14 protein-coding genes and 2 pseudogenes are annotated in these 17750 nt (G+C 67.4%); 9 read left to right on the plus strand and 7 right to left on the minus strand.

What is annotated here, in order from left to right; genetic code table 11:
• Positions 1–332 precede the first annotated feature (332 nt).
• Positions 333–998, plus strand: coding sequence for a GNAT family N-acetyltransferase (locus tag NRB20_RS14385; protein WP_319944899.1), 666 nt, complete (start codon positions 333–335; stop codon positions 996–998).
• A gap of 20 nt (positions 999–1018) precedes the next feature.
• Here NRB20_RS14385 and NRB20_RS14390 read toward each other — a convergent pair whose 3' ends face one another.
• The 4 genes and pseudogenes from NRB20_RS14390 to NRB20_RS14405 form a co-directional block, all read right to left on the minus strand.
• The gene (locus tag NRB20_RS14390) at positions 1019–1993 is read right to left on the minus strand and encodes a glycine betaine ABC transporter substrate-binding protein (RefSeq protein WP_319944900.1); all 975 of its coding nucleotides are present in this window, start codon (positions 1991–1993) and stop codon (positions 1019–1021) included.
• Positions 1990–2739, minus strand: a complete 750-nt coding sequence (locus NRB20_RS14395) for an ABC transporter permease (RefSeq protein ID WP_319944901.1) — start codon at positions 2737–2739, stop codon at positions 1990–1992. Before NRB20_RS14395 ends, NRB20_RS14390 begins: the two co-directional genes overlap by 4 nt.
• A gap of 550 nt (positions 2740–3289) precedes the next feature.
• Positions 3290–4471: pseudogene (locus NRB20_RS14400) on the minus strand (ABC transporter ATP-binding protein); the annotation flags it as partial.
• A complete protein-coding gene (locus NRB20_RS14405; RefSeq protein WP_153410805.1) occupies positions 4464–5114 on the minus strand; it encodes an ABC transporter permease in 651 nt (216 codons plus the stop codon). The gene NRB20_RS14405 and the pseudogene NRB20_RS14400, both read right to left, overlap by 8 nt.
• 885 nt (positions 5115–5999) lie before the next feature.
• On the opposite strand from NRB20_RS14405, the gene NRB20_RS14410 reads away from it, so the two are divergent.
• Positions 6000–7127: a hypothetical protein gene (locus NRB20_RS14410; protein WP_153410594.1), complete on the plus strand. Its 1128-nt coding sequence runs from the start codon at positions 6000–6002 to the stop codon at positions 7125–7127.
• A 240-nt stretch (positions 7128–7367) separates the two neighbouring features.
• The gene (locus NRB20_RS14415; RefSeq protein ID WP_153410595.1) at positions 7368–8084 is read left to right on the plus strand and encodes a DUF1906 domain-containing protein; all 717 of its coding nucleotides are present in this window, start codon (positions 7368–7370) and stop codon (positions 8082–8084) included.
• Positions 8085–8201: 117 nt separating this feature from the next.
• On the opposite strand, the gene NRB20_RS14420 is transcribed toward NRB20_RS14415, so the two are convergent.
• Positions 8202–8519, minus strand: a complete 318-nt coding sequence (locus NRB20_RS14420) for a hypothetical protein (RefSeq protein WP_153410806.1) — start codon at positions 8517–8519, stop codon at positions 8202–8204.
• Positions 8520–8883: 364 nt separating this feature from the next.
• Positions 8884–9654, minus strand: a pseudogene (locus NRB20_RS14425) (Rv1157c family protein); the annotation flags it as partial.
• 356 nt (positions 9655–10010) lie between these two features.
• Between NRB20_RS14425 and NRB20_RS14430 the strand changes: the two are divergent.
• A complete protein-coding gene (locus NRB20_RS14430; protein ID WP_153410807.1) occupies positions 10011–11252 on the plus strand; it encodes a mannosyltransferase in 1242 nt (413 codons plus the stop codon).
• 9 nt (positions 11253–11261) lie between these two features.
• Here NRB20_RS14430 and NRB20_RS14435 read toward each other — a convergent pair whose 3' ends face one another.
• On the minus strand, positions 11262–11555 hold the full coding sequence (locus tag NRB20_RS14435; RefSeq protein WP_153410596.1) for a 4a-hydroxytetrahydrobiopterin dehydratase: 294 nt from the start codon (positions 11553–11555) through the stop codon (positions 11262–11264).
• A gap of 188 nt (positions 11556–11743) precedes the next feature.
• Between NRB20_RS14435 and typA the strand changes: the two genes are divergently transcribed.
• The 5 genes from typA to NRB20_RS14455 all read left to right on the plus strand — a co-directional run bounded on the left by typA (position 11744) and on the right by NRB20_RS14455 (position 17741).
• Entirely contained in the window at positions 11744–13645 is a 1902-nt protein-coding gene (gene typA, locus NRB20_RS14440; RefSeq protein WP_319944902.1) for a translational GTPase TypA, read from the plus strand.
• Between the two features lie 431 nt (positions 13646–14076).
• Positions 14077–15843 carry an ABC transporter family substrate-binding protein gene (locus tag NRB20_RS14445; protein WP_406603830.1) on the plus strand — a complete coding sequence of 589 codons (1767 nt, stop codon included), beginning with the start codon at positions 14077–14079 and terminating at the stop codon, positions 15841–15843.
• Positions 15840–16757 carry an N-acetyl-1-D-myo-inositol-2-amino-2-deoxy-alpha-D-glucopyranoside deacetylase gene (gene mshB, locus NRB20_RS14450; protein ID WP_319944904.1) on the plus strand — a complete coding sequence of 306 codons (918 nt, stop codon included), beginning with the start codon at positions 15840–15842 and terminating at the stop codon, positions 16755–16757. Before NRB20_RS14445 ends, mshB begins: the two co-directional genes overlap by 4 nt.
• Positions 16758–17142: 385 nt before the next feature.
• Entirely contained in the window at positions 17143–17301 is a 159-nt protein-coding gene (locus tag NRB20_RS37555; RefSeq protein WP_194289850.1) for a hypothetical protein, read from the plus strand.
• Positions 17298–17741: a hypothetical protein gene (locus tag NRB20_RS14455; protein ID WP_153410598.1), complete on the plus strand. Its 444-nt coding sequence runs from the start codon at positions 17298–17300 to the stop codon at positions 17739–17741. The genes NRB20_RS37555 and NRB20_RS14455 overlap by 4 nt, the downstream gene beginning before the upstream one ends.
• Positions 17742–17750: the final 9 nt, after the last annotated feature.

The raw sequence follows: 17750 nt of genomic DNA on the forward strand, positions 1-17750 counted from the left end.
TGGACGCTGAGATGCCGCCAGCAGGGCCACCGCCAACCGCCCCGGCAGAAGGTGAACTCGGAGTGAACGACCGGTCGAATTCGCCGGGCCGTTTTGCCCGTAAAGCCGTTACACACAGGGGATTTGCGACCCGCCGCACGACACGCGAACCGCCGCGGTGAATTTGTCCTCAGCCTGCGGTGCGGTCGGTCGATGTTCCGTTATCGTTCACTTCACTATCCGATGCTGCTGCTGGCGCGCCAGGGCTGGTTCGTCGATCCGGAGCGTGCTGGCCGGTGCGGCGGCACCTGTCCGACGCGTGCCGGAGACCGTCCCGAAAGAATGAGGGAAACGTGCCTGCACTCGTTGCTCTCACCGGTCGCCTGGTGCGACTGGAACCGCTTGCGCCACATCACGTCCTGGGCCTCGCCGCGGCGGGCACCGGGGACCGTGACGCGTATGCGTACACGCCCGTACCGCACGGGGTCGACGAGGCCGCCGACTATGTCGCGCAGGCCGTCGCCGCCCACGCCGCCGGTACCGGTCTGGCCTTCGCCATCGTCTCGGCCAGAGATGATCGGGTGCTGGGTTCGACCAGATTCACCCGCTTCGACTACTGGCAGGGGCCGATGGTCTGGCCGATGGTGCACGGGATCCCGGCCGGCGATCCGCTGCTGGCCACGCCCGACGCCGCCGAGATCGGCAATACCTGGCTCTCGCCGCACGCGCGTGGGGCGGGCATCAATCTGGAATCCAAGCTGCTGATGCTGACGCACGCGTTCGAGGTGTGGCGGGTGCGGCGCATCGCGATGCGGGCCGATATGCGAAATATGCGCTCCCGCATGGCGATCGAGCGCCTCGGCGCGACCAGCGACGGGGTCCGGCGGGCGCATTCGCGGGGCTTCGACGGCGAGGTCCGCAGTACCGCGTTCTACTCGATTCTCGACGAGGAATGGCCCGCCGTGCGCGCCACCATCGGCCGTGAACTCGACGGCGGACCGCAACTGCTCAACGCCTGATCGTCGCGGCCCGGTGCGCGTCATCGGGCCGTCACGAATCCCTGCGAGACCATCCAGTCGCGGGCGACCACGGCCGGTTCCCGGCCGTGCAGGTCGACCTGACCGTTGAGTTCGGTGATGGTCTCGTTGGTGAGCAGCCGGGAGATCGGCTCGAGCACCTGCGCCACCTGTGGATGCGCGTCGGCGAAGGATTTCCGCATCACCAGTGCCGCATTGTATTTCGGGAAGAAACCGAGATCGTCGTCGAGCAGACGCAGGTTCAGGGCCTTGATGCGGCCGTCGGTGGTGTCCACCGAGCCGAACTCGCAGGTGTTGTTCGCCGTCGCGGGGTAGACCAGCGCGTCCTGCATGAGCTGCTTGTGCACCTTGCCGACGTCGATACCGTATTTCGCGGCCATTCCCGGGTAACCGTCCGGGCGCACGCTGAATTCGGTGCCCAGACAGGTCGCGCCGATGCTCGCACCGGTGTTGATCAGACGCGCGTAGTCCGACAACGTCTTCGCCCCGGTTTGCTGCGCGCCCGCCTCGTTGACGACCATCGCGTAGGTGTTGTTCATCGGCGCGAGATCCGCCCACACCATGCCGTTCTTCGCCAGATCCTGATCGCGCACGGCCTGAAACTGCTTGGCGGAGTCGGGAATCGGGCCCTCGTTGCCCAGATAGTTGATCCAGCCGGTGCCGGTGTAGTCGTAGGCGATGTCGACCTGGCCGTGCAACTGGGCGTCGCGCAGGCTGTTGGATCCGGTGATGTCGGTCAGGTCGCGCACCTGCGCCCCGGCCGCGGTCAGGGCGAATTCGAGGATGTAGCCCAGGACGAGTTGTTCGGTGAAGTCCTTGGAGCCCACCGTGATCTGCACGCCCCGCAGCGCGGGGACCGGGGTGATGCTGCCCGGCCCGACCTCCAGCGGCACCGAACCACCCGATTCCAGGCCGCAGCCGGATATCGGAAGCAGACAGAGCGCGGCCGAGAACGCCGCCAGCAGTGCACGTTTCACCGCAGCCCCCGAGGTCCGAGGAATTGTTCGGCGAGCGCGCCGAGCCAGTCGACGAGCAGGGCCAGCGCGACCACGAGCAGCGCGCCGACCCAGAGCGTCACGTTGTCGCGCAACTTGTATCCGGTATCGATGAGGATGCCCAGCCCGCCCGCGCTGACCAGGAAGGACAGCGTCGCGGTACCCACGGCCAGCACCAGCGAGGTCCGCAGGCCCGCCAGGATGTACGGCACGGCGAGCGGAAATTCGATGCGCCGCAACACCGTTGCCGCCGACATCCCCTGTCCGCGCCCGGCGTCGACCAGTGTCGGATCGACCTGCTGATAACCCAGAATCGTATTGCGCAGCACCGGCAGCAGCGAATAGAACGCGATCGGTGCGACCCCGACCCAGAACCCCGTCTTCTGGGTGAGCAGGTAGTACAGCACGATCAACCCGATCGCCGGAGCCGCCGCGCCGACATTGGAGATACCGACGAAAATCGGTGCGAGCCTGCGATATCCGGGTCTGCTCAGCAGCGTGCCCAGCGGCACCGCGATCACCACGACGATCACCACCACGGTGACGGTGATCAGCACGTGCTGCCACACCACGGTTCTGATGTTCGCACCCGTGATACTGGCCTGCTGCGTCGTGGTCAGCGTCCGGTGGAACGCCCAGAACAACACCCCGACCGCCAACACGATCGCCAGCAACGGCTGCACGGCCAACCGGATCAGCTCGGCCCGCCGCTCGGTACGCTGATCCACCGGACTCATCCGCGCCCCCCGCGGCTACCGGCCCGGCCCCGAATCACCCTGTCGCTCACGGCTTCACCTCACCACCAGGCTCGCCCGGTCCAGGCTCCGCATCGGTCGCCGCAGCACTCGAGTCGGCGGCCAGCTCGGTCGCGGTGGATTCTTCCGTTCCGGTGCCGTCCGGTGTCGCGATGTTTCCGGGCGCGCCTCGGTCCTCGGTGGGTGCGGTGTTGTCGGTGAGTTCGGTACTCGCATCAGGTGTTTCGGAGGAATCCGCACTCGTGGTCCCGGTACTGCCCCCAGCGTCGTCAGCGCTTGCGACGGTGTCTGCTGTGGTCGTATCGGCCGATGCGTCAACGCTTTCAGCCGTGCCTTGCTGCTCGGCAGGTGCGATGTTGTCATCGGATTCGTCACTCGCATCGGAACTTTCGGAGTTCCGTGGGTTCGTCTCAGCGGAATCTGCGATGTCGGTTCCGGTCGACTCGGCGATATCCCCAGTGGCACTGTCGGTTTCGTGCTGCTCGGAATTCGGCCAATCGGTGGTATTCGCCACGGCAGTCGAATCCGTTGTGCCGCTGGAGTGTTCGTCGCGAATGGCAGACAGGTGGGTGACCAGGGTGTCGATGGTGATGAGTCCCGCGTAGTCGCCGCGCGGGCCGGTGACCACGGCGTGGGCGGTGCTGTCGGCGAGCAGGGTTTCCAGGGCTTCCTGGAGTGAGGCGCGTTGGCGGACCGTGCCCGCGACGGGCTGGCCCGCCTCGCGCAGCGAGGCGGCGTGTGCGAGGTGGTCGGCGGAGACCCAGCGCAGCGGGCGGCGTTGGGCGTCCAGGATCAGGCCCCATTTCCATTCGCGTTCGGCCAGGGCGGCGCGCAGGGCGTCGGGGGCGTCGGATTCGATGGCGGTGGGGCATTGGCTCAGATCGACGTCGGCGACGCGGGTGAGGGTGAGCTGTTTGAGGGCCGCGTCCGCGCCGACGAATCCGGCGACGGTGTCATCGGCGGGTTCGGCCAGGATCGCGGCCGGGGTGTCGTATTGCAGGATGCGGGATCGATCGCCCAGCACGGCGATTCGATCACCCAGCTTGACCGCCTCGTTGAAGTCGTGGGTGACGAACACGATGGTCTTGTGCAGATCGGCCTGTAGCCGCAGCAATTCGTCCTGGAGCAGGCCGCGGGTGATCGGGTCGACCGCGCCGAACGGCTCGTCCATCAGCAGCACCGGCGGATCGGCGGCCAGCGCCCGCGCCACGCCGACGCGCTGCTGCTGCCCGCCGGAGAGTTGCCGCGGGTAGCGGCGGCGGTAGGTGCCGGGTTCGAGGCCGACCAGTTCCAGCATCTCGTCGACGCGGGCGTTGATTCGCTTGCGATCCCAGCCGAGCAGTCCGGGCACCGTCGCGATATTGCGCGCCACACTCAGATGCGGAAACAGCCCGGCCTGCTGGATCGAATAGCCGATACTGCGCCGCAGCCGGTCCGCGTTGATACCCGCGACGTCCTGACCGTCGATCGTGATGGTGCCCGAGGTCGGCTCGATCAGGCGGTTGATCATCCGCATCGTGGTGGTCTTACCGCAGCCCGACGGCCCGACGAAGACCACGATCTCCCCGGCCGGAATGGTGATCGAGAAGTTGTCGACGGCCGGATCCCGTTGTCCCGGATAGTGTTTGGTCACCGAGTCGAGCACGATCTCGGCGCCGTGCCGCTGTTCGGCGGTCTCGGATCCGGCGGTTGCGGTGTCAGTCACGAATTCCCCTGGGGGTGGTTAGGCGGCCGATGAGGGCGAATACGGCGTCCAGCAGCAGCGCCAGCACGATGATCAGCAGCGTGCCGCTCAACGCCATCGGTACCGCGGTCGGGCTGCCGAGGCGGGCGAGGCCGGAGAAGATGATGTTGCCCAGGCCGGGGCCCTTGGCGTAGGCGGCCATGGCCAGGATGCCCATCGACATCATGGCGCTGACCCGCATACCCGCCAGGATCGCGGGCCAGGCCAGCGGCAGTTCGATGCCGGTCAGCACCCGCAGCCGGTTCATCCCGACGCCGCGCGCGGCATCGGCCACGGCCGGATCGACCCCCGCGAGCCCGACGATCGTATTGCGCAGGATCGGCAGCAGCGCGTACAGCACCAACGCGGTGACCGTGGGCCGCACACCCAGGCCGAGTACGGGAATGAGCAGGCCGAGCAGCGCGAACGAGGGGACCGTCAGAATGATGCTGGCCGCCGCGGTGGCCAGCGCCGAACCCCAGGGACTGCGATGCACGACGATGCCGACCAGCACCGCCGCCACGGTCGCGATCAACACCGACTGCACCACCGCGGAAACGTGCAGATACGAATCCGTCAGCAGTTGGGTGCGGTGATCGACGACGTACGTCCACAGAGTGTGCAGGATGGTTCCTTCCGGCAGCCCGACATCCGCGGCACAGTGTAGCGAGGGTTTGCCGGAGATGTGCGATTTCGGTACTTCGGCCGGACTTTTCGCGTAGTTCGCGGCCAAATATCCAGTGCGACGGTGCTTTTCCCATTTCGTGAGATGAAACTTGGCGTGACTGAGCCACTTTCGAGCATTCGGGTGTGGCGTTCGAGGGCTTTGGACACGCGCGGGCGCGAGGCGAGGAAAAAAATTCTCGGAACCGAGGGAACCGCGGCGCTCGTTCGAACGTCTTATCGACTATCGGTGGTTCGACTCGTCGGCGGTAGGGGGCTCGAATGTGTGAACTCGCGATGGCGTGGCGGCGGCTGCGATGGGATCGCTCACGGCGAAATGCTGCGCGCGGCCGTTGGCCGGGGCCTCACCGATGCGCTGACGAGACTGTGATCCATGCCTCTACCAGCACATTCGGGTATCAAGAGCGCATCGGTTCCGGCCCCGGGGCGAACGCTGCTCCCACCCGTGGGAGGAATGAGTGCGATGCGGTAGAAAATTCCCGTTACGCCAGGGCCGATCGGGCGGGTAAGGTCGGTCTCGGTCATTCGGGAAATACCGCCCGTGGCGTGCGAGTATTTCCGACCGTCGGGGGAAGCGCACCACGCGCCGAGCCCTACCATGGACCCGGCGGTGCCCGGCAGCACCGTCGACGCGGTCCCTGTCCTGCTGCCCCCTCATCGGCAGGACAGGGACTTGCACACCGGGGGCCGCTCATCTTCTCGCTGATCATGGTGTGTGTTGTGTCATGGCGTCGTATTCGCGTGGCGGAGCCGGGGATCGGTACGCTCGTGCATGGGATTGGGATCGGCAGGCGCACCATCCGGCACAGCGAGGTTTCGGTAACTCATGCGACAGTCCAGCCAGCACAACCCCCCTGCCTGGATCGATTACGAGGTGTTCGGCGAACGCTTCGTCTCGGCCGCGGTCACTCCGGCGCGGATCGAGGCCGCGGTCGCGGGAATGGCCGGGCGGGGGATATCCATCGGCCCGTTCTCGATCGGCCCCGCCGGGCTGGCGGGATTCGTGGCCGAGGGCAACGTCGGCAGACCACAGATCGTGCGCAACGGGCCGCATGTGACCTTCGAGGTCGGGCTGCCGGTATCGCTGCACCTCACGGTCACTCTCGGCGGCAAGCAGTTCCGGCTCGAGGCGGTCGTGGAGATCGATCTGACGCTGCACGCCCGCACCGCGGATCCGCTGCTGATCGTCATCGACATCCCGCGCGTGCGGGGGCGCGATGTGAGCCTGGTGGTGCGGGCCGAGGCCATCGGAAACGCGATCGACCTGCTGATGGATCCGATCGCGACACTCGTGCAACGCGAGGTGGCCAATCGGGTCAACGCCATGCTCGTCGATCCGGGCGCCCGCCGCGCCCGCGTCTTCGACGTCGAGGCCATCATGAACGGCACTCGCTCGCGGTATCGGACCCTGGAACAGTTCACCTGGATCGACTACACGGAATTCGGGCGCAGATTCTTCCCGCGCATCGTCACCGCGGCCCGGGTCCGCGAGGTCGTCGAGGGTCTGGCCGGGCGGATCATCGAGGTCGGTCCGCTGCGTACCGGCCCGCGCCGGGCGGCCACTGTCGATGTGAAGGGCACCGTGCGGCTGCCGCGACTGTCCGAAAGACCCGGGGACCCGGTGCAATTCGACCTGGTCATCCCCGTCACGCTGGATATCAGTGTCATCGTGCTGAGCAACAACCGGTATCGCGCCGAGGTGGAGATCCCGCTGGTGCTCGTCGCGCGGGCGGCCGATCCGCTGTTCGTCGTCATCGATGCCGAACCGCCGGCCGCGCAGGACATCGTGGTCGAGTTGCGGGCCGAGACCAGGCGGGCACGCGTACTGGGTGCGCTCGGCGGTATCCGCGCGCAGATCGCGGCGCAGGTGGCGCGGGTCGTCGTCGCCGAACTCGCCGATCCGTCCATCCGCGTCATCGATGTGGCCGATCGGATCACCGCCGCCACCGACTGATCCTCGCCGAGGCGGGCGGGATTTGTGGTGCGCATGTGGTTGATGTGTCCCGTGAGCATGGCGGTTCTGATGTGAGTGTGGTGAAATTGGTGCACGTTCGAGGTGCCTGGCGCGCAGATGGCAGCCACGATGTCATTGGGGAAGGCGCGCCGGGTGCGTCGGCGGTTCCACCGGGCAGTTCAGGGCAGATACAGCAGATCCGCGGGTATGCAGTTCCACTGAGCCGAGGGAGTGTCGTCGATGCGTTCCGTGCCGATTTCGCGCCGTACTCTTTTCGGATTCGCCGCCGGGACAGCGATCGGGGCAACCACACTGGCCGCGCCGACGGCCACCGCCGAACGTCCGAAACTCGGCACGCTGGTCGACTATTCGGTGGGGGTGCCCTCGGCCGCGGCCATCCGCTCGGCCGGGCATACCGGTGCGATCCGGTACGTCTCGCAGCGGCGGCCGGGCGCGGAATGGATGGCGGCCAAGCCTTTACAGGCCCGGGAGGTCGAGGCACTGCACGCGGCCGGACTCACGGTCGTATCGAACTACCAGTACGGCAAGGGACCCACGGCCGATTGGCGCGGCGGCCGCGAGGCGGGCAAGCAGTGCGCCGACCGGGGTCTGCAACTGCACAAGGTGGCCGGGGGCCCGGATTCGGCCCCGATCTATGCCTCCATCGACGACAACCCGACCCCGATCGAGTTCGCCCAACTCATCGCCCCCTACCTGACCGGCTGGCAATCGGTGGTCGGCAACAATCGCCTAGGCGTCTACGCCAACGCTCCCACCATCTCCCTGGCCCGCACCGCCGGGCTGGGAGCATACTTCTGGCAACACGATTGGGGCACCCCGCGCGGATTCGTCCACCCGGCCGCCAACCTGCACCAATTCCAGATCAACAAATCCACCCTCGACGGCATCAGCGTCGACCTCAACACGATCCTGACCGCCAATTACGGCCAATGGTGATCGGCCCGGTTCCGTCGACGCTGAAAGCTCCGACCGTGGCTCGACACGATTTCGGACCGATCAGCGGAAGAGTCGGCCCAGCGGTTCGGGCTCGCTGGGCCGGGTGAACGCGAAGACTCAGGTCTGGCAGGGGTAGGTGGGGTCGTCCGAGGAGAGAGCGGGTTCCTCGGGAACCACGCGAAGTGTGGGCCTGGCCTCGGGAATCTCGCGGTTGCCCATCCAGGACAGCAGCGACCAGCGGGAAATGCCGGACAGCACCGAACCCATGCTCAGGAACGAGCCGATCGAGCCGACCGACAGCACCGATCCGACGCTGCCGACGGACAGCACCGAATAGGCCGATCCGATGGACAGGATGGACCGTTCGGAGCGGATCGACAGGATCGATCGGTGCGAGCGGGTGGAGAGCACCGATTTGTAGGAGCGGCGGGACATGACCGACCGTCCGGCGCGACCGCGCCCGGCGGAATCCGGTTTCGCACGCGCGGAATCGGAGGCGGATGATGCGGACCGTACGAGCTGATCGACAGTCGACATATATGGGGTCTATCACAATTCGCGGGCGTTCTACGCCGTATCAAGACCAAAAAACCGGAGTGTCGCGGATCGCGACACTCCGGTCGGAGTTGCTGTCGAGCCTGGTAGAGCCCGAATCGAATTACGCGTGCGCCGGCACCTTGGCCTGCGGCTGCGCGGCCTGCTGCGGCTTGGCGGGCGTCTGCGCCGACGGCACGGCCGCCTGCTGCGGCTGCTTGGCCGGGGTCTTGGTCGTCGTCTGCGCGGCCGGTGCCGCGTTGGGGACGATGAAGAAGCCCAGGGTCGGCAGGAACGAGCAGGTGATCGGCGCCTTGTCGGCCGCGGGCCGCGTGGTCAGCGAACCGGAGACCACCGCGACGACCCGTCCCGAACCGGTGTTGGCGATCGCGCTCAGCGTGGCCGGACCGTCGGGGTTGATGTGCGCGGCGTCGGTCAGCGCCTGCGTGCTGCCCCGGCCGGTGTCCAGGTTGATCCACTGCACCGTCATCGGGGTGCCCTGGTGCGGCGTGAGACCTTTGGTGCCCAGCGCGGTGAACACGAAGCCGGTCTGCCCGGCCTTGGGGCCCGGGGGCGGCAGTTCGGCGGGGCCGGGCACGGCCAGCGCGGTGCCGACCGAATCGGAACCCGCGCCGATGCAGTTCTTGCCGATGCTCGGGTACAGGAACTGGGCGATGGTCGGACCATTCTTGGGAATATCCGGTCCGCCGCCGTTGCTACCGTCGAGGAATGCGATGAGCGCGCCGAGGGTCGTCTTGACCGACGGCGGCAGGCCCGAGGAGTTCAGCGCCTGTTGCGCCTGGCCCAGGATGGACTGCTGTGCGGGCCCGGAGATCTGCTGGGCCGCGGCCGCGCCGATGATGGCGGGGGCCAGCGAGACCAGCGCGTCCACCGGCACGCCTTCGGGCACCAGCGGGGTGTTCGCCTGGGTCTGCGTGGCGGGGGCGGCGACTGCCGTGGTCGAGGCGGTCAAGGCCGCACCGGCCGCAATAGCCAGCACCGACAATGCGAACCGCGTTCCTCTGATGCGAAGCACTGGTGTAGCCGTCCTTAGCTCGGGTACGTCAAAATGCGATGCGGGGGCGCATCGCGTACGCCGTGCCACTCTAGGGAGTGAGCAGGGTGTTGTACAGCGCAGCCGTGATGTTCTGTTCAGCTAATGGCAGGTTATTCGAGACTTGCCCGGGATAACCGGGTACAGGCTGGAATATATCGTGTGACCAGTGGTGCTCATGGGATTGATGGTGCAAATGGTGCCGGGCGTGTCACGGGCTCGCGGGACGGGGGAACGGTGTGATTAGTCTTGACCCGGCCCGCCGACCCGACCGAAAGTTGTTCGCAGTGAACCCAGATCTCCGGACGGCACCCAGCGCCAGCGCGGGGCTCGGAGAAATGTGGACCGCCCCGCGCGCCCGCCCGATCGCCGCGTCGTTGCTGGGACTGTCGGTGTTGGCGCGGATGCTGTGGATGTTGCTCTCGCCCAACGGGATGAACCTGGTCGATCTGCACGTCTACGTCTACGGCGCGGCCTCGCTGGGCAGTGGTCACCTCTACGACTTCACGTACGCGGACAAGACACCGGATTTTCCGCTGCCGTTTACCTACCCGACCTTCGCGGCGGTGGTGTTCTGGCCGTTGCATTTTCTGCCGTTCACGCTCGTCGCCGTGGTGTGGTTGCTGCTGATCGTCGCGGCGCTGTATGCGGTGGTGCGGATCAGCATGGGGTTGATCCTGGGTGACGCGGCGCATGAAAGTCGTTGGTACACAGCGGCACTGGGTTGGACAGCGCTGGGGTTGTGGCTCGAACCGGTGCGCACCACGATCGACTACGGCCAGGTCAACGTGTTCCTGATGCTCGCGGTGATGCTGGCGGTGCGGTCCGCGCGCTGGTGGTGGTCGGGACTGCTGGTCGGTGCGGCCGCGGGCGTCAAGCTGACCCCGGCGATCACGGGCCTGTACTTCCTGACGCAGCGACGCTGGGCCGCCGCGGTGGCCTCGGCGGTGGCGTTCGCCGCGACGATCGGGCTGAGTTTCGTGATCTCGTCGGACGAGACGCGCACGTATTTCGGGCCGCTGGTGGGCGATGCGAACCGGATCGGGCCGGTGGGTTCGGTGTGGAATCAGTCACTGCGCGGGGCGTTGAGCCGCATCCTCGGCCACGACGCGGGCGCGCCCTGGCAGCTGGCCGGACATCGAATTCCGTTCGGGCCCTGGTGGATCGCGTGGGTGGTGGTGGTCGCGGTGCTCGCGGTGCTGGCCTGGCGGGCGCTCGAACCGGACGATCGGATGGGCGCGCTGCTGGTGGTGCAGCTGCTGGGCCTGATGGTTTCGCCGATCTCCTGGTCGCATCACTGGGTCTGGTTGCTGCCGCTGCTGCTGTGGCTGACGTACGGGCCGTTGCGCACCGCGGTCGGCGTTCGCGTGGTAGCGGGATATTGGCTGGTCAACGCGCTGATCGGGGTGCCGTGGGTGCTGTCGTTCGCGCAACCCACGATCTGGAAGATCTCCCGGCCCGGCGTACTGGCCTGGCTCGGCGCGGTGGACGTGATCGGCGTGCTGGGGTTCTACTCGTGGCTGATCTGGACCCGGCGGGATCGGTTCGGGATGCACGCCGGGTCCTACGTCACCGCCTGATTTCTCAGCTCAATTCTGTTGTGCGAGTTCGTCTATCCGCTTCGCCAACCTCACGTCCAGCGCGGTGAGCCCGCCCGCGGAATGGGTGGACAGCGTGAAGGTGACCTTGCGCCAGCGGATATCGATGTCGGGATGGTGATTCGCCTCCTCGGCCGCGGCGGCGACCCGGCCGACCAGATCGATGCCGGCCGGGAACGACGACGCCTCGACGGTGCGGGCGATGCTGTCGCCGGTGCGGGTCCAATCCGGCAGGCCGGTGAGCGCGGTACGCAGTTCTTCGTCGGTGAGCAGTGGAGTACCCATAACCCCGGTTGTACCCCTGCCGGGGCGTCCCGTGGGGCGATCCGAACAGGTCGAAGGGGGAGCCTTCACCGGATTTCGGTACGCTGTATCCGGCCGCATGCCCGGTGAGTTGTCTCCACCTGTCTTGTACGGACCCTCTACGGCGAGGGTTGGCCGGCAACCACTTCATTTCAGCAGGAGGAATCAACGTGTCGTCTGTCGACTTCCGCAACGTCGCCATCGTGGCGCACGTCGACCACGGCAAGACGACGCTGGTCGACGCGATGCTGAGGCAGTCCGGCGCCTTCGCCGAACGTGCCGAGCTCGTGGACCGGGTCATGGACTCCGGTGACCTGGAGCGCGAGAAGGGCATCACCATTCTCGCCAAGAACACCGCGGTGCACCGGCACAACGCCGACGGCAGCATCACGGTGATCAACGTCATCGATACCCCCGGCCACGCCGACTTCGGTGGCGAGGTCGAGCGCGGGCTGTCCATGGTCGACGGTGTCGTGCTGCTGGTCGACGCGTCCGAGGGGCCGCTGCCGCAGACCCGTTTCGTGCTGCGCAAGGCGCTGGCCGCGTCGCTGCCGGTGATCCTGGTGGTCAACAAGACCGACCGGCCCGACGCGCGCATCGAGGAGGTCGTCGAGGAGAGTCACGACCTGCTCCTGGACCTGGCCTCCGACCTGGACGACGAGGCTTCCGAGGCCGCCGAGCTGGCGCTGGATCTGCCCGTGCTGTACGCCTCGGGCCGCGAGGGCAAGGCGTCGACCAATCGTCCCGAGAACGGCAACGCGCCGGACGCGGAGAACCTCGACGAGCTGTTCGAGGTCCTGATGAAGTACGTGCCCGCGCCCAAGGGCGACGCGACCGCGCCGCTGCAGGCGCACGTCACCAACCTGGACGCCTCGCCGTTCCTGGGCCGCATCGGGCTGGTCCGTATTCACAACGGCACCCTGACCAAGGGACAGAACGTCGCGTGGATGCACGGTGACGGCGTCAAGACCGTGAAGATCACCGAACTGCTCAAGACCGTCGGCGTCGAGCGCACCCCGGGTGAGGAGGCCGTCGCGGGCGATATCGTCGCCATCGCGGGCATTCCGGAGATCATGATCGGCGACACGCTCGCCGACGTCGAGAACCCGGTCGCGCTGCCGCGCATCACCGTCGACGAGCCCGCCATCTCGGTGACCATCGGCACCAACACCTCGCCGCTGGTCGGCCGGGTGCAGGGCCACAAGCTGACCGCTCGCATGGTGAAGTCGCGGCTGGATCAGGAACTGGTCGGCAACGTCTCGCTGCGGGTGCTGGACATCGGCCGCCCGGACGCGTGGGAGGTACAGGGCCGTGGTGAGCTGGCGCTGGCCATCCTGGTCGAGCAGATGCGGCGCGAGGGTTTCGAGCTGACCGTCGGTAAGCCGCAGGTGGTCACCAAGCAGGTCGACGGCAAAGTGCACGAGCCGTTCGAGGAGCTGACCATCGACTGCCCCGACGAGTACCTGGGCGCGATCACGCAGCTGCTGGCCGCGCGCAAGGGCAAGATGGTGCAGATGAGCAACCACTCCGCCGGTTGGGTGCGGATGGAGTTCATCGTGCCCTCGCGCGGTCTGATCGGTTTCCGCACCGACTTCCTGACCGAGACGCGCGGCACCGGCATCGCCAACGCCGTGTTCGACGGGTACGCCCCGTGGGCCGGTGAGATCCGCGCGCGGCACACCGGTTCGCTGGTGTCCGACCGTGCCGGTTCGGTGACGCCGTTCGCGATGATCCAGCTGGCCGATCGCGGGCAGTTCTTCGTGGAGCCGGGTGCGGACAGCTACGAGGGTCACGTCGTCGGGATCAACCCGCGCGCGGAGGATCTGGACATCAACGTCACGCGCGAGAAGAAGCTGACCAATATGCGCTCGGCCACCGCCGATGTGTTCGAGACCCTGGCCAAGCCGTTGCAACTCGACCTCGAGGGCGCGATGGAGTTCTGCGCCGCCGACGAGTGCGTCGAGGTCACCCCGGAGATCGTGCGGGTGCGCAAGGTCACCCTCGGCGCCACCGAGCGTGGCCGCGAGGCCGCCCGCCGCAAGGCCCGCGACCGGGCGGCGACGAACGCCTGACCGGACGTCCCGTTCGTCGTGACGAAGCGTGAACGCCTTGTCGCGCAGCACTTTCCGGTGCGCGCGGCAAGGTCGGCGGGTAGTTCTGCGAGCACAACCTCCAATGTCGACCCTGGGTTCACCCGGTTTCACCGACCTCCGATAACGTCTGCTCCTGGTTGCGGCCGAGGTCGAGTCTGGATTGGCGGAAGAGGGATCGCATGGTGAGCCGCTCAGCGTGGAGTAGCACGAGGTCCACCCAGTTTCGCCGACCTCGGACAACGCCAACTCCTGGCCGCGGCCCGGGTCGATTCTGGACTGACCGGAGCGGGGGAGCGAAGCGGAGGAGCGGAGGGAGGGAAGAATCGGCCCTTGGGGGGCCGCAGCCCTGCCGGAGCGGAGCGGAGGCCAAAGATACAGCGGGGGCTTGCGCGACGCGGCGTGCCACGGTGCTGCTGCGGGTTGTGGCGTTGGTGTTGGCGGGTTCGGTGACGTTGCTCACCGGGTGTACGGCCAATCCGCCGCCGCCGATCGAGAGTACGGACAGTCCGAAGACGTTGCCCGCGACGCCGACCAAGACCACGGTGGTGGTGGCGGTGGACGACATCGGGATCGGGTTCAATCCGCATCTGCGGTCGAATCAGTCTCCGGCCACGGATGCCGTTGCGTCCATGGTGTTTCCGAGTCCGTTCCGGCCGGTGCCCTCGCCGACGACGCCCGGGGCGACCGATTGGGTGCCCGACAGTGCGTTGATGGTGTCGGCGGATGTGACGTCGCAGAATCCGTTCACCGTCACCTACAAGATCCAGGATCAGGCGTCCTGGTCCGATGGTGCGCCGATCGCGGCGGAGGATTTCCGGTATCTGTGGCAGCAGATGATCACCGAACCGGGGGTGGTCGATCCGGCCGGGTATCGGATGATCACCGATGTGAGCTCGTCGCAGGGCGGTAAGACGGTGACGGTCACCATGAACGGGGCCTACCCGGCGTGGCGGAGTCTGTTCACCGATCTGCTGCCCTCGCATCTGCTCAAGGACGCGCCCGGCGGATTCGAACGGGCGCTGACGCTCGATCGCGGGCTGATCGATCAGAATCCCATCTCCGGCGGGCAGTTCCGGGTCAAACAGGCCGACGCCGGTCGCGAGGAGATCCTGCTCGAACGCAACGACCGGTACTGGGGCACACCGGCGGTGCCCGATCAGATCCAGTTGCGCGGCGGCGGCACCACCGCGCAGGTCGCCGAATCGCTGCGGTCGGGTGATGCGCAGATGGCGCTGGTGCACGGCACGGCCGCGACGCAGGCGCAGCTCGGCGCGGTGCCCTCGGTGCGGACCGCGATCATGCCGCAGGCCCGGGAGATGCAGTTGGTGCTCAACGGGCGCACCGGCGATCTCAGCGACGTCCGGGTGCGGCGCGCGGTGCTGGGTCTGGTGGATCCCGGACTGCTGGCCTCGGTCGGCGCGCAGACCGGCAGTTGGGTGGAACCCGCTCGCGCACAGGTACTTTCGCCGTCCGATCCCGGATACGCCCCGACCCAGCCGCCGCGGATGAACGCGGATCAGGCGTTCGGATTGCTGGCCGAGGCGGGCTTCGCGCGCGCCCCCGAGACGCCGCCGACCAATTCCACGACCTCGCCCGCCCCGCAACCGCGTCAGGTCGCCAAGGACGGCAAGACGCTGACCATCAAGATCGGCGCGGTGGACAAGGACACCACCGCGCTCGCGGTCGCCAATACCGCCGCGGACCAATTGCGCAGTGCCGGAATCGATGCCAGCGTGCGCAACCTGCCCGCCGACGAGCTCTACGGTAAGGATCTGCTCGACGGCACCGTCGACGCGATCGTCGGCTGGGAGCAGGCCGGCGGCGATCCCGCGACCGTGCTGGCCTCGCGGTACGGCTGCCTGCCCGCGGTGCCCACCACCGGCCAGAACGACACCGCCACCACGCAGGCCGAGGTGATCCGCAAGGCTCCCGGCAACGTGTCCGGGGTGTGCGATCCGACGTTGCAGGCGCAGATCGACGCGGCGCTGCGCGGTATCGATCTGCCCAAGGCGATCGCCCAGGCCGAGCCGAAGCTGTGGGATCTGGCGACCGTGCTGCCGATCGTGCAGGACAACGGCGTCGCCGCGGCCGGGCCGCGGATGGACGGGGTGTCGCTCAGCGGTTCGATCGAGGTCGGTATCTTCGGTGGCGCGGCGAACTGGCGGCGGCTGTCGTGACCGGTGACGCCCCGGTCGGCGGCCTGCTGCTGGTGCACGCGCATCCGGACGACGAGACGATCGATACCGGCGGCACCATCGCGCACTATCGGCGTCGGGGGGTGGCGGTGACCGTGGTGACCTGCACCCTCGGCGAGGAGGGCGAGGTCATCGGCGCGGAGTTGGCGCAGCTGGTGAGCTCCGCGGCCGATCAGCTCGGCGGTTATCGGATCGGCGAATTGTCCAGGGCCCTGGGCGAATTGGGTGCCGGGCCGCCGCTGTTCCTGGGTGGTGCGGGGCACTGGCGGGATTCGGGAATGTCGGGGACGACCGCCGCGCCGCGCGAATCGGAGGCGGCGCTGCATCCGCGGGCGTTCGTGAAATCCGGTGACGCCGCGGTCGAGGCGCTGACGCGGATTCTGCTCGAGACGCGGCCCGCGGTGGTGGTCGGCTACGACCCCAAGGGCGGGTACGGACATCCGGATCACCTTCGCGCACACCGGATCACGATGGATGCGGTGGATCGCGCCGCCGAAAGTGGTTGGGACGTACCGAAACTCTACTGGTCCGTCACCGATGCGACGGTGTTGCGGTTGCACACCGAGGCGTTGGCCCGCCGCACGGTGGACCAGCTGCCGGGCGCACTCCCGGCCGGTTGGATCCTGCCCGCCGAAGGGGAATTGGCTTGCGTGCCAAGTGAATCGGTGACCACCACCATCGACGTCTCCGAGGTGCTCCCCGCCAAACGCGCTGCCTTGCGCGCCCACGCGACCCAGGTCGCCGTGGCTCCGTCGGGCCGCGAATTCGCCCTCTCGAACGATATCGCCCAGCCGATCCTGCCCGAGGAGCACTACATCCTCGTGCGCGGGCAGCGGGGCGAGGTCGGCCCCGACGGACGCGAACACGATCTGTTCGCTGGTCTGGATCTGCCCTAGCGCCCCTGGATACCCGTCCGGTCATTGCGCTGATTCGGGATGTTCGCAGAGCTATCGAGGCGCGGGGAGCAGGTCATACGGCGAATACCTGAGTAGACAGAGGGTTGGCCGCGCCCTGGTGATCTGAGCGCTGATCGGGTGTTCGCGGCGTGCCGAAGTCGTGCTGGTTTCGGGCGGCTGGCGCAGACCTCTGATCGGTCCGGGTGGTGAGCGACAACTTGTCCGACGATGATGCATCGGCGCGCGGTCGTGGCGAACGCGGTGACGTCGGCGAGAGTGGCTCCGGGCTGGGGAAGTTCATGTCGGACGGCAGTGTGCCCGATCCGTGTCGCGATCTTGTGACGGTCGGCGCGGCGGTGTATCGGGCGGCTCTAGACTGAGCGGCATGTACAACTGGAGTTTGCAGGATGCCATTGTGGCGTTCGTGCAGAGTCAGCAGCCGCATTTCCAGGCGCAGCACGAGCTGTATCTGTCGGTGCTGTACTCGGTCGTCGATATGCAGAGTCACCTGTTGACACTGCTCGGCTTCCCGCCCGTCCAGTGACGGCGCCGACGATCGGCCGCACGGAATCCTCGGCGGAGGAGCAGCGGCCCGGATATCTGCTGGCCGGTGTGGCGCTGGCGGTGCTGCTGGTCTTCAACGGGCTGCTGACCTTCGCGGTCGAGGTGTTGTATCTGCCGAGTTATATCGGTGCGACTCCGTTCCCGATCAGCGCGCTCTTCGCGGCGGTGATCAATCTGGTGCTGGTGATGGGGATGGCGACGGTGGTATCGAGTCCGGCCATGATGTCGCTGCCGGTGCTGGTGTGGCTGGTCGGTTTCGTGGTGTGCCTGACCACCGGGCCCGGCGGGGATGTGATCCTCACCGACAGTTGGACCACCCCGCTGTTCCTGGCCTGCGGTGTGATTCCGGCGGGCGGTTATCTGTTCTGGCGCGGGTATGTGCTGCCCGCGCGCAATGCGGGGAAGGCCGCGCGGCGCTGAGGTTCGGGC

The organism is Nocardia macrotermitis (assembly GCF_009604405.1).
Lineage (GTDB): Bacteria > Actinomycetota > Actinomycetes > Mycobacteriales > Mycobacteriaceae > Nocardia > Nocardia macrotermitis.

Bases quoted from the DNA above. Each gene is read 5' to 3' on its own strand.
- NRB20_RS14410 (WP_153410594.1), top strand. From the start codon at position 6,000: ATGCGACAGTCCAGCCAGCACAACCCCCCTGCCTGGATCGATTACGAG.
- NRB20_RS14415 (WP_153410595.1), top strand. From the start codon at position 7,368: ATGCGTTCCGTGCCGATTTCGCGCCGTACTCTTTTCGGATTCGCCGCC.
- NRB20_RS14420 (WP_153410806.1), bottom strand. From the start codon at position 8,519: ATGTCCCGCCGCTCCTACAAATCGGTGCTCTCCACCCGCTCGCACCGA.
- NRB20_RS14430 (WP_153410807.1), top strand. From the start codon at position 10,011: ATGTGGACCGCCCCGCGCGCCCGCCCGATCGCCGCGTCGTTGCTGGGA.
- NRB20_RS14435 (WP_153410596.1), bottom strand. From the start codon at position 11,555: ATGGGTACTCCACTGCTCACCGACGAAGAACTGCGTACCGCGCTCACC.
- NRB20_RS37555 (WP_194289850.1), top strand. From the start codon at position 17,143: ATGTACAACTGGAGTTTGCAGGATGCCATTGTGGCGTTCGTGCAGAGT.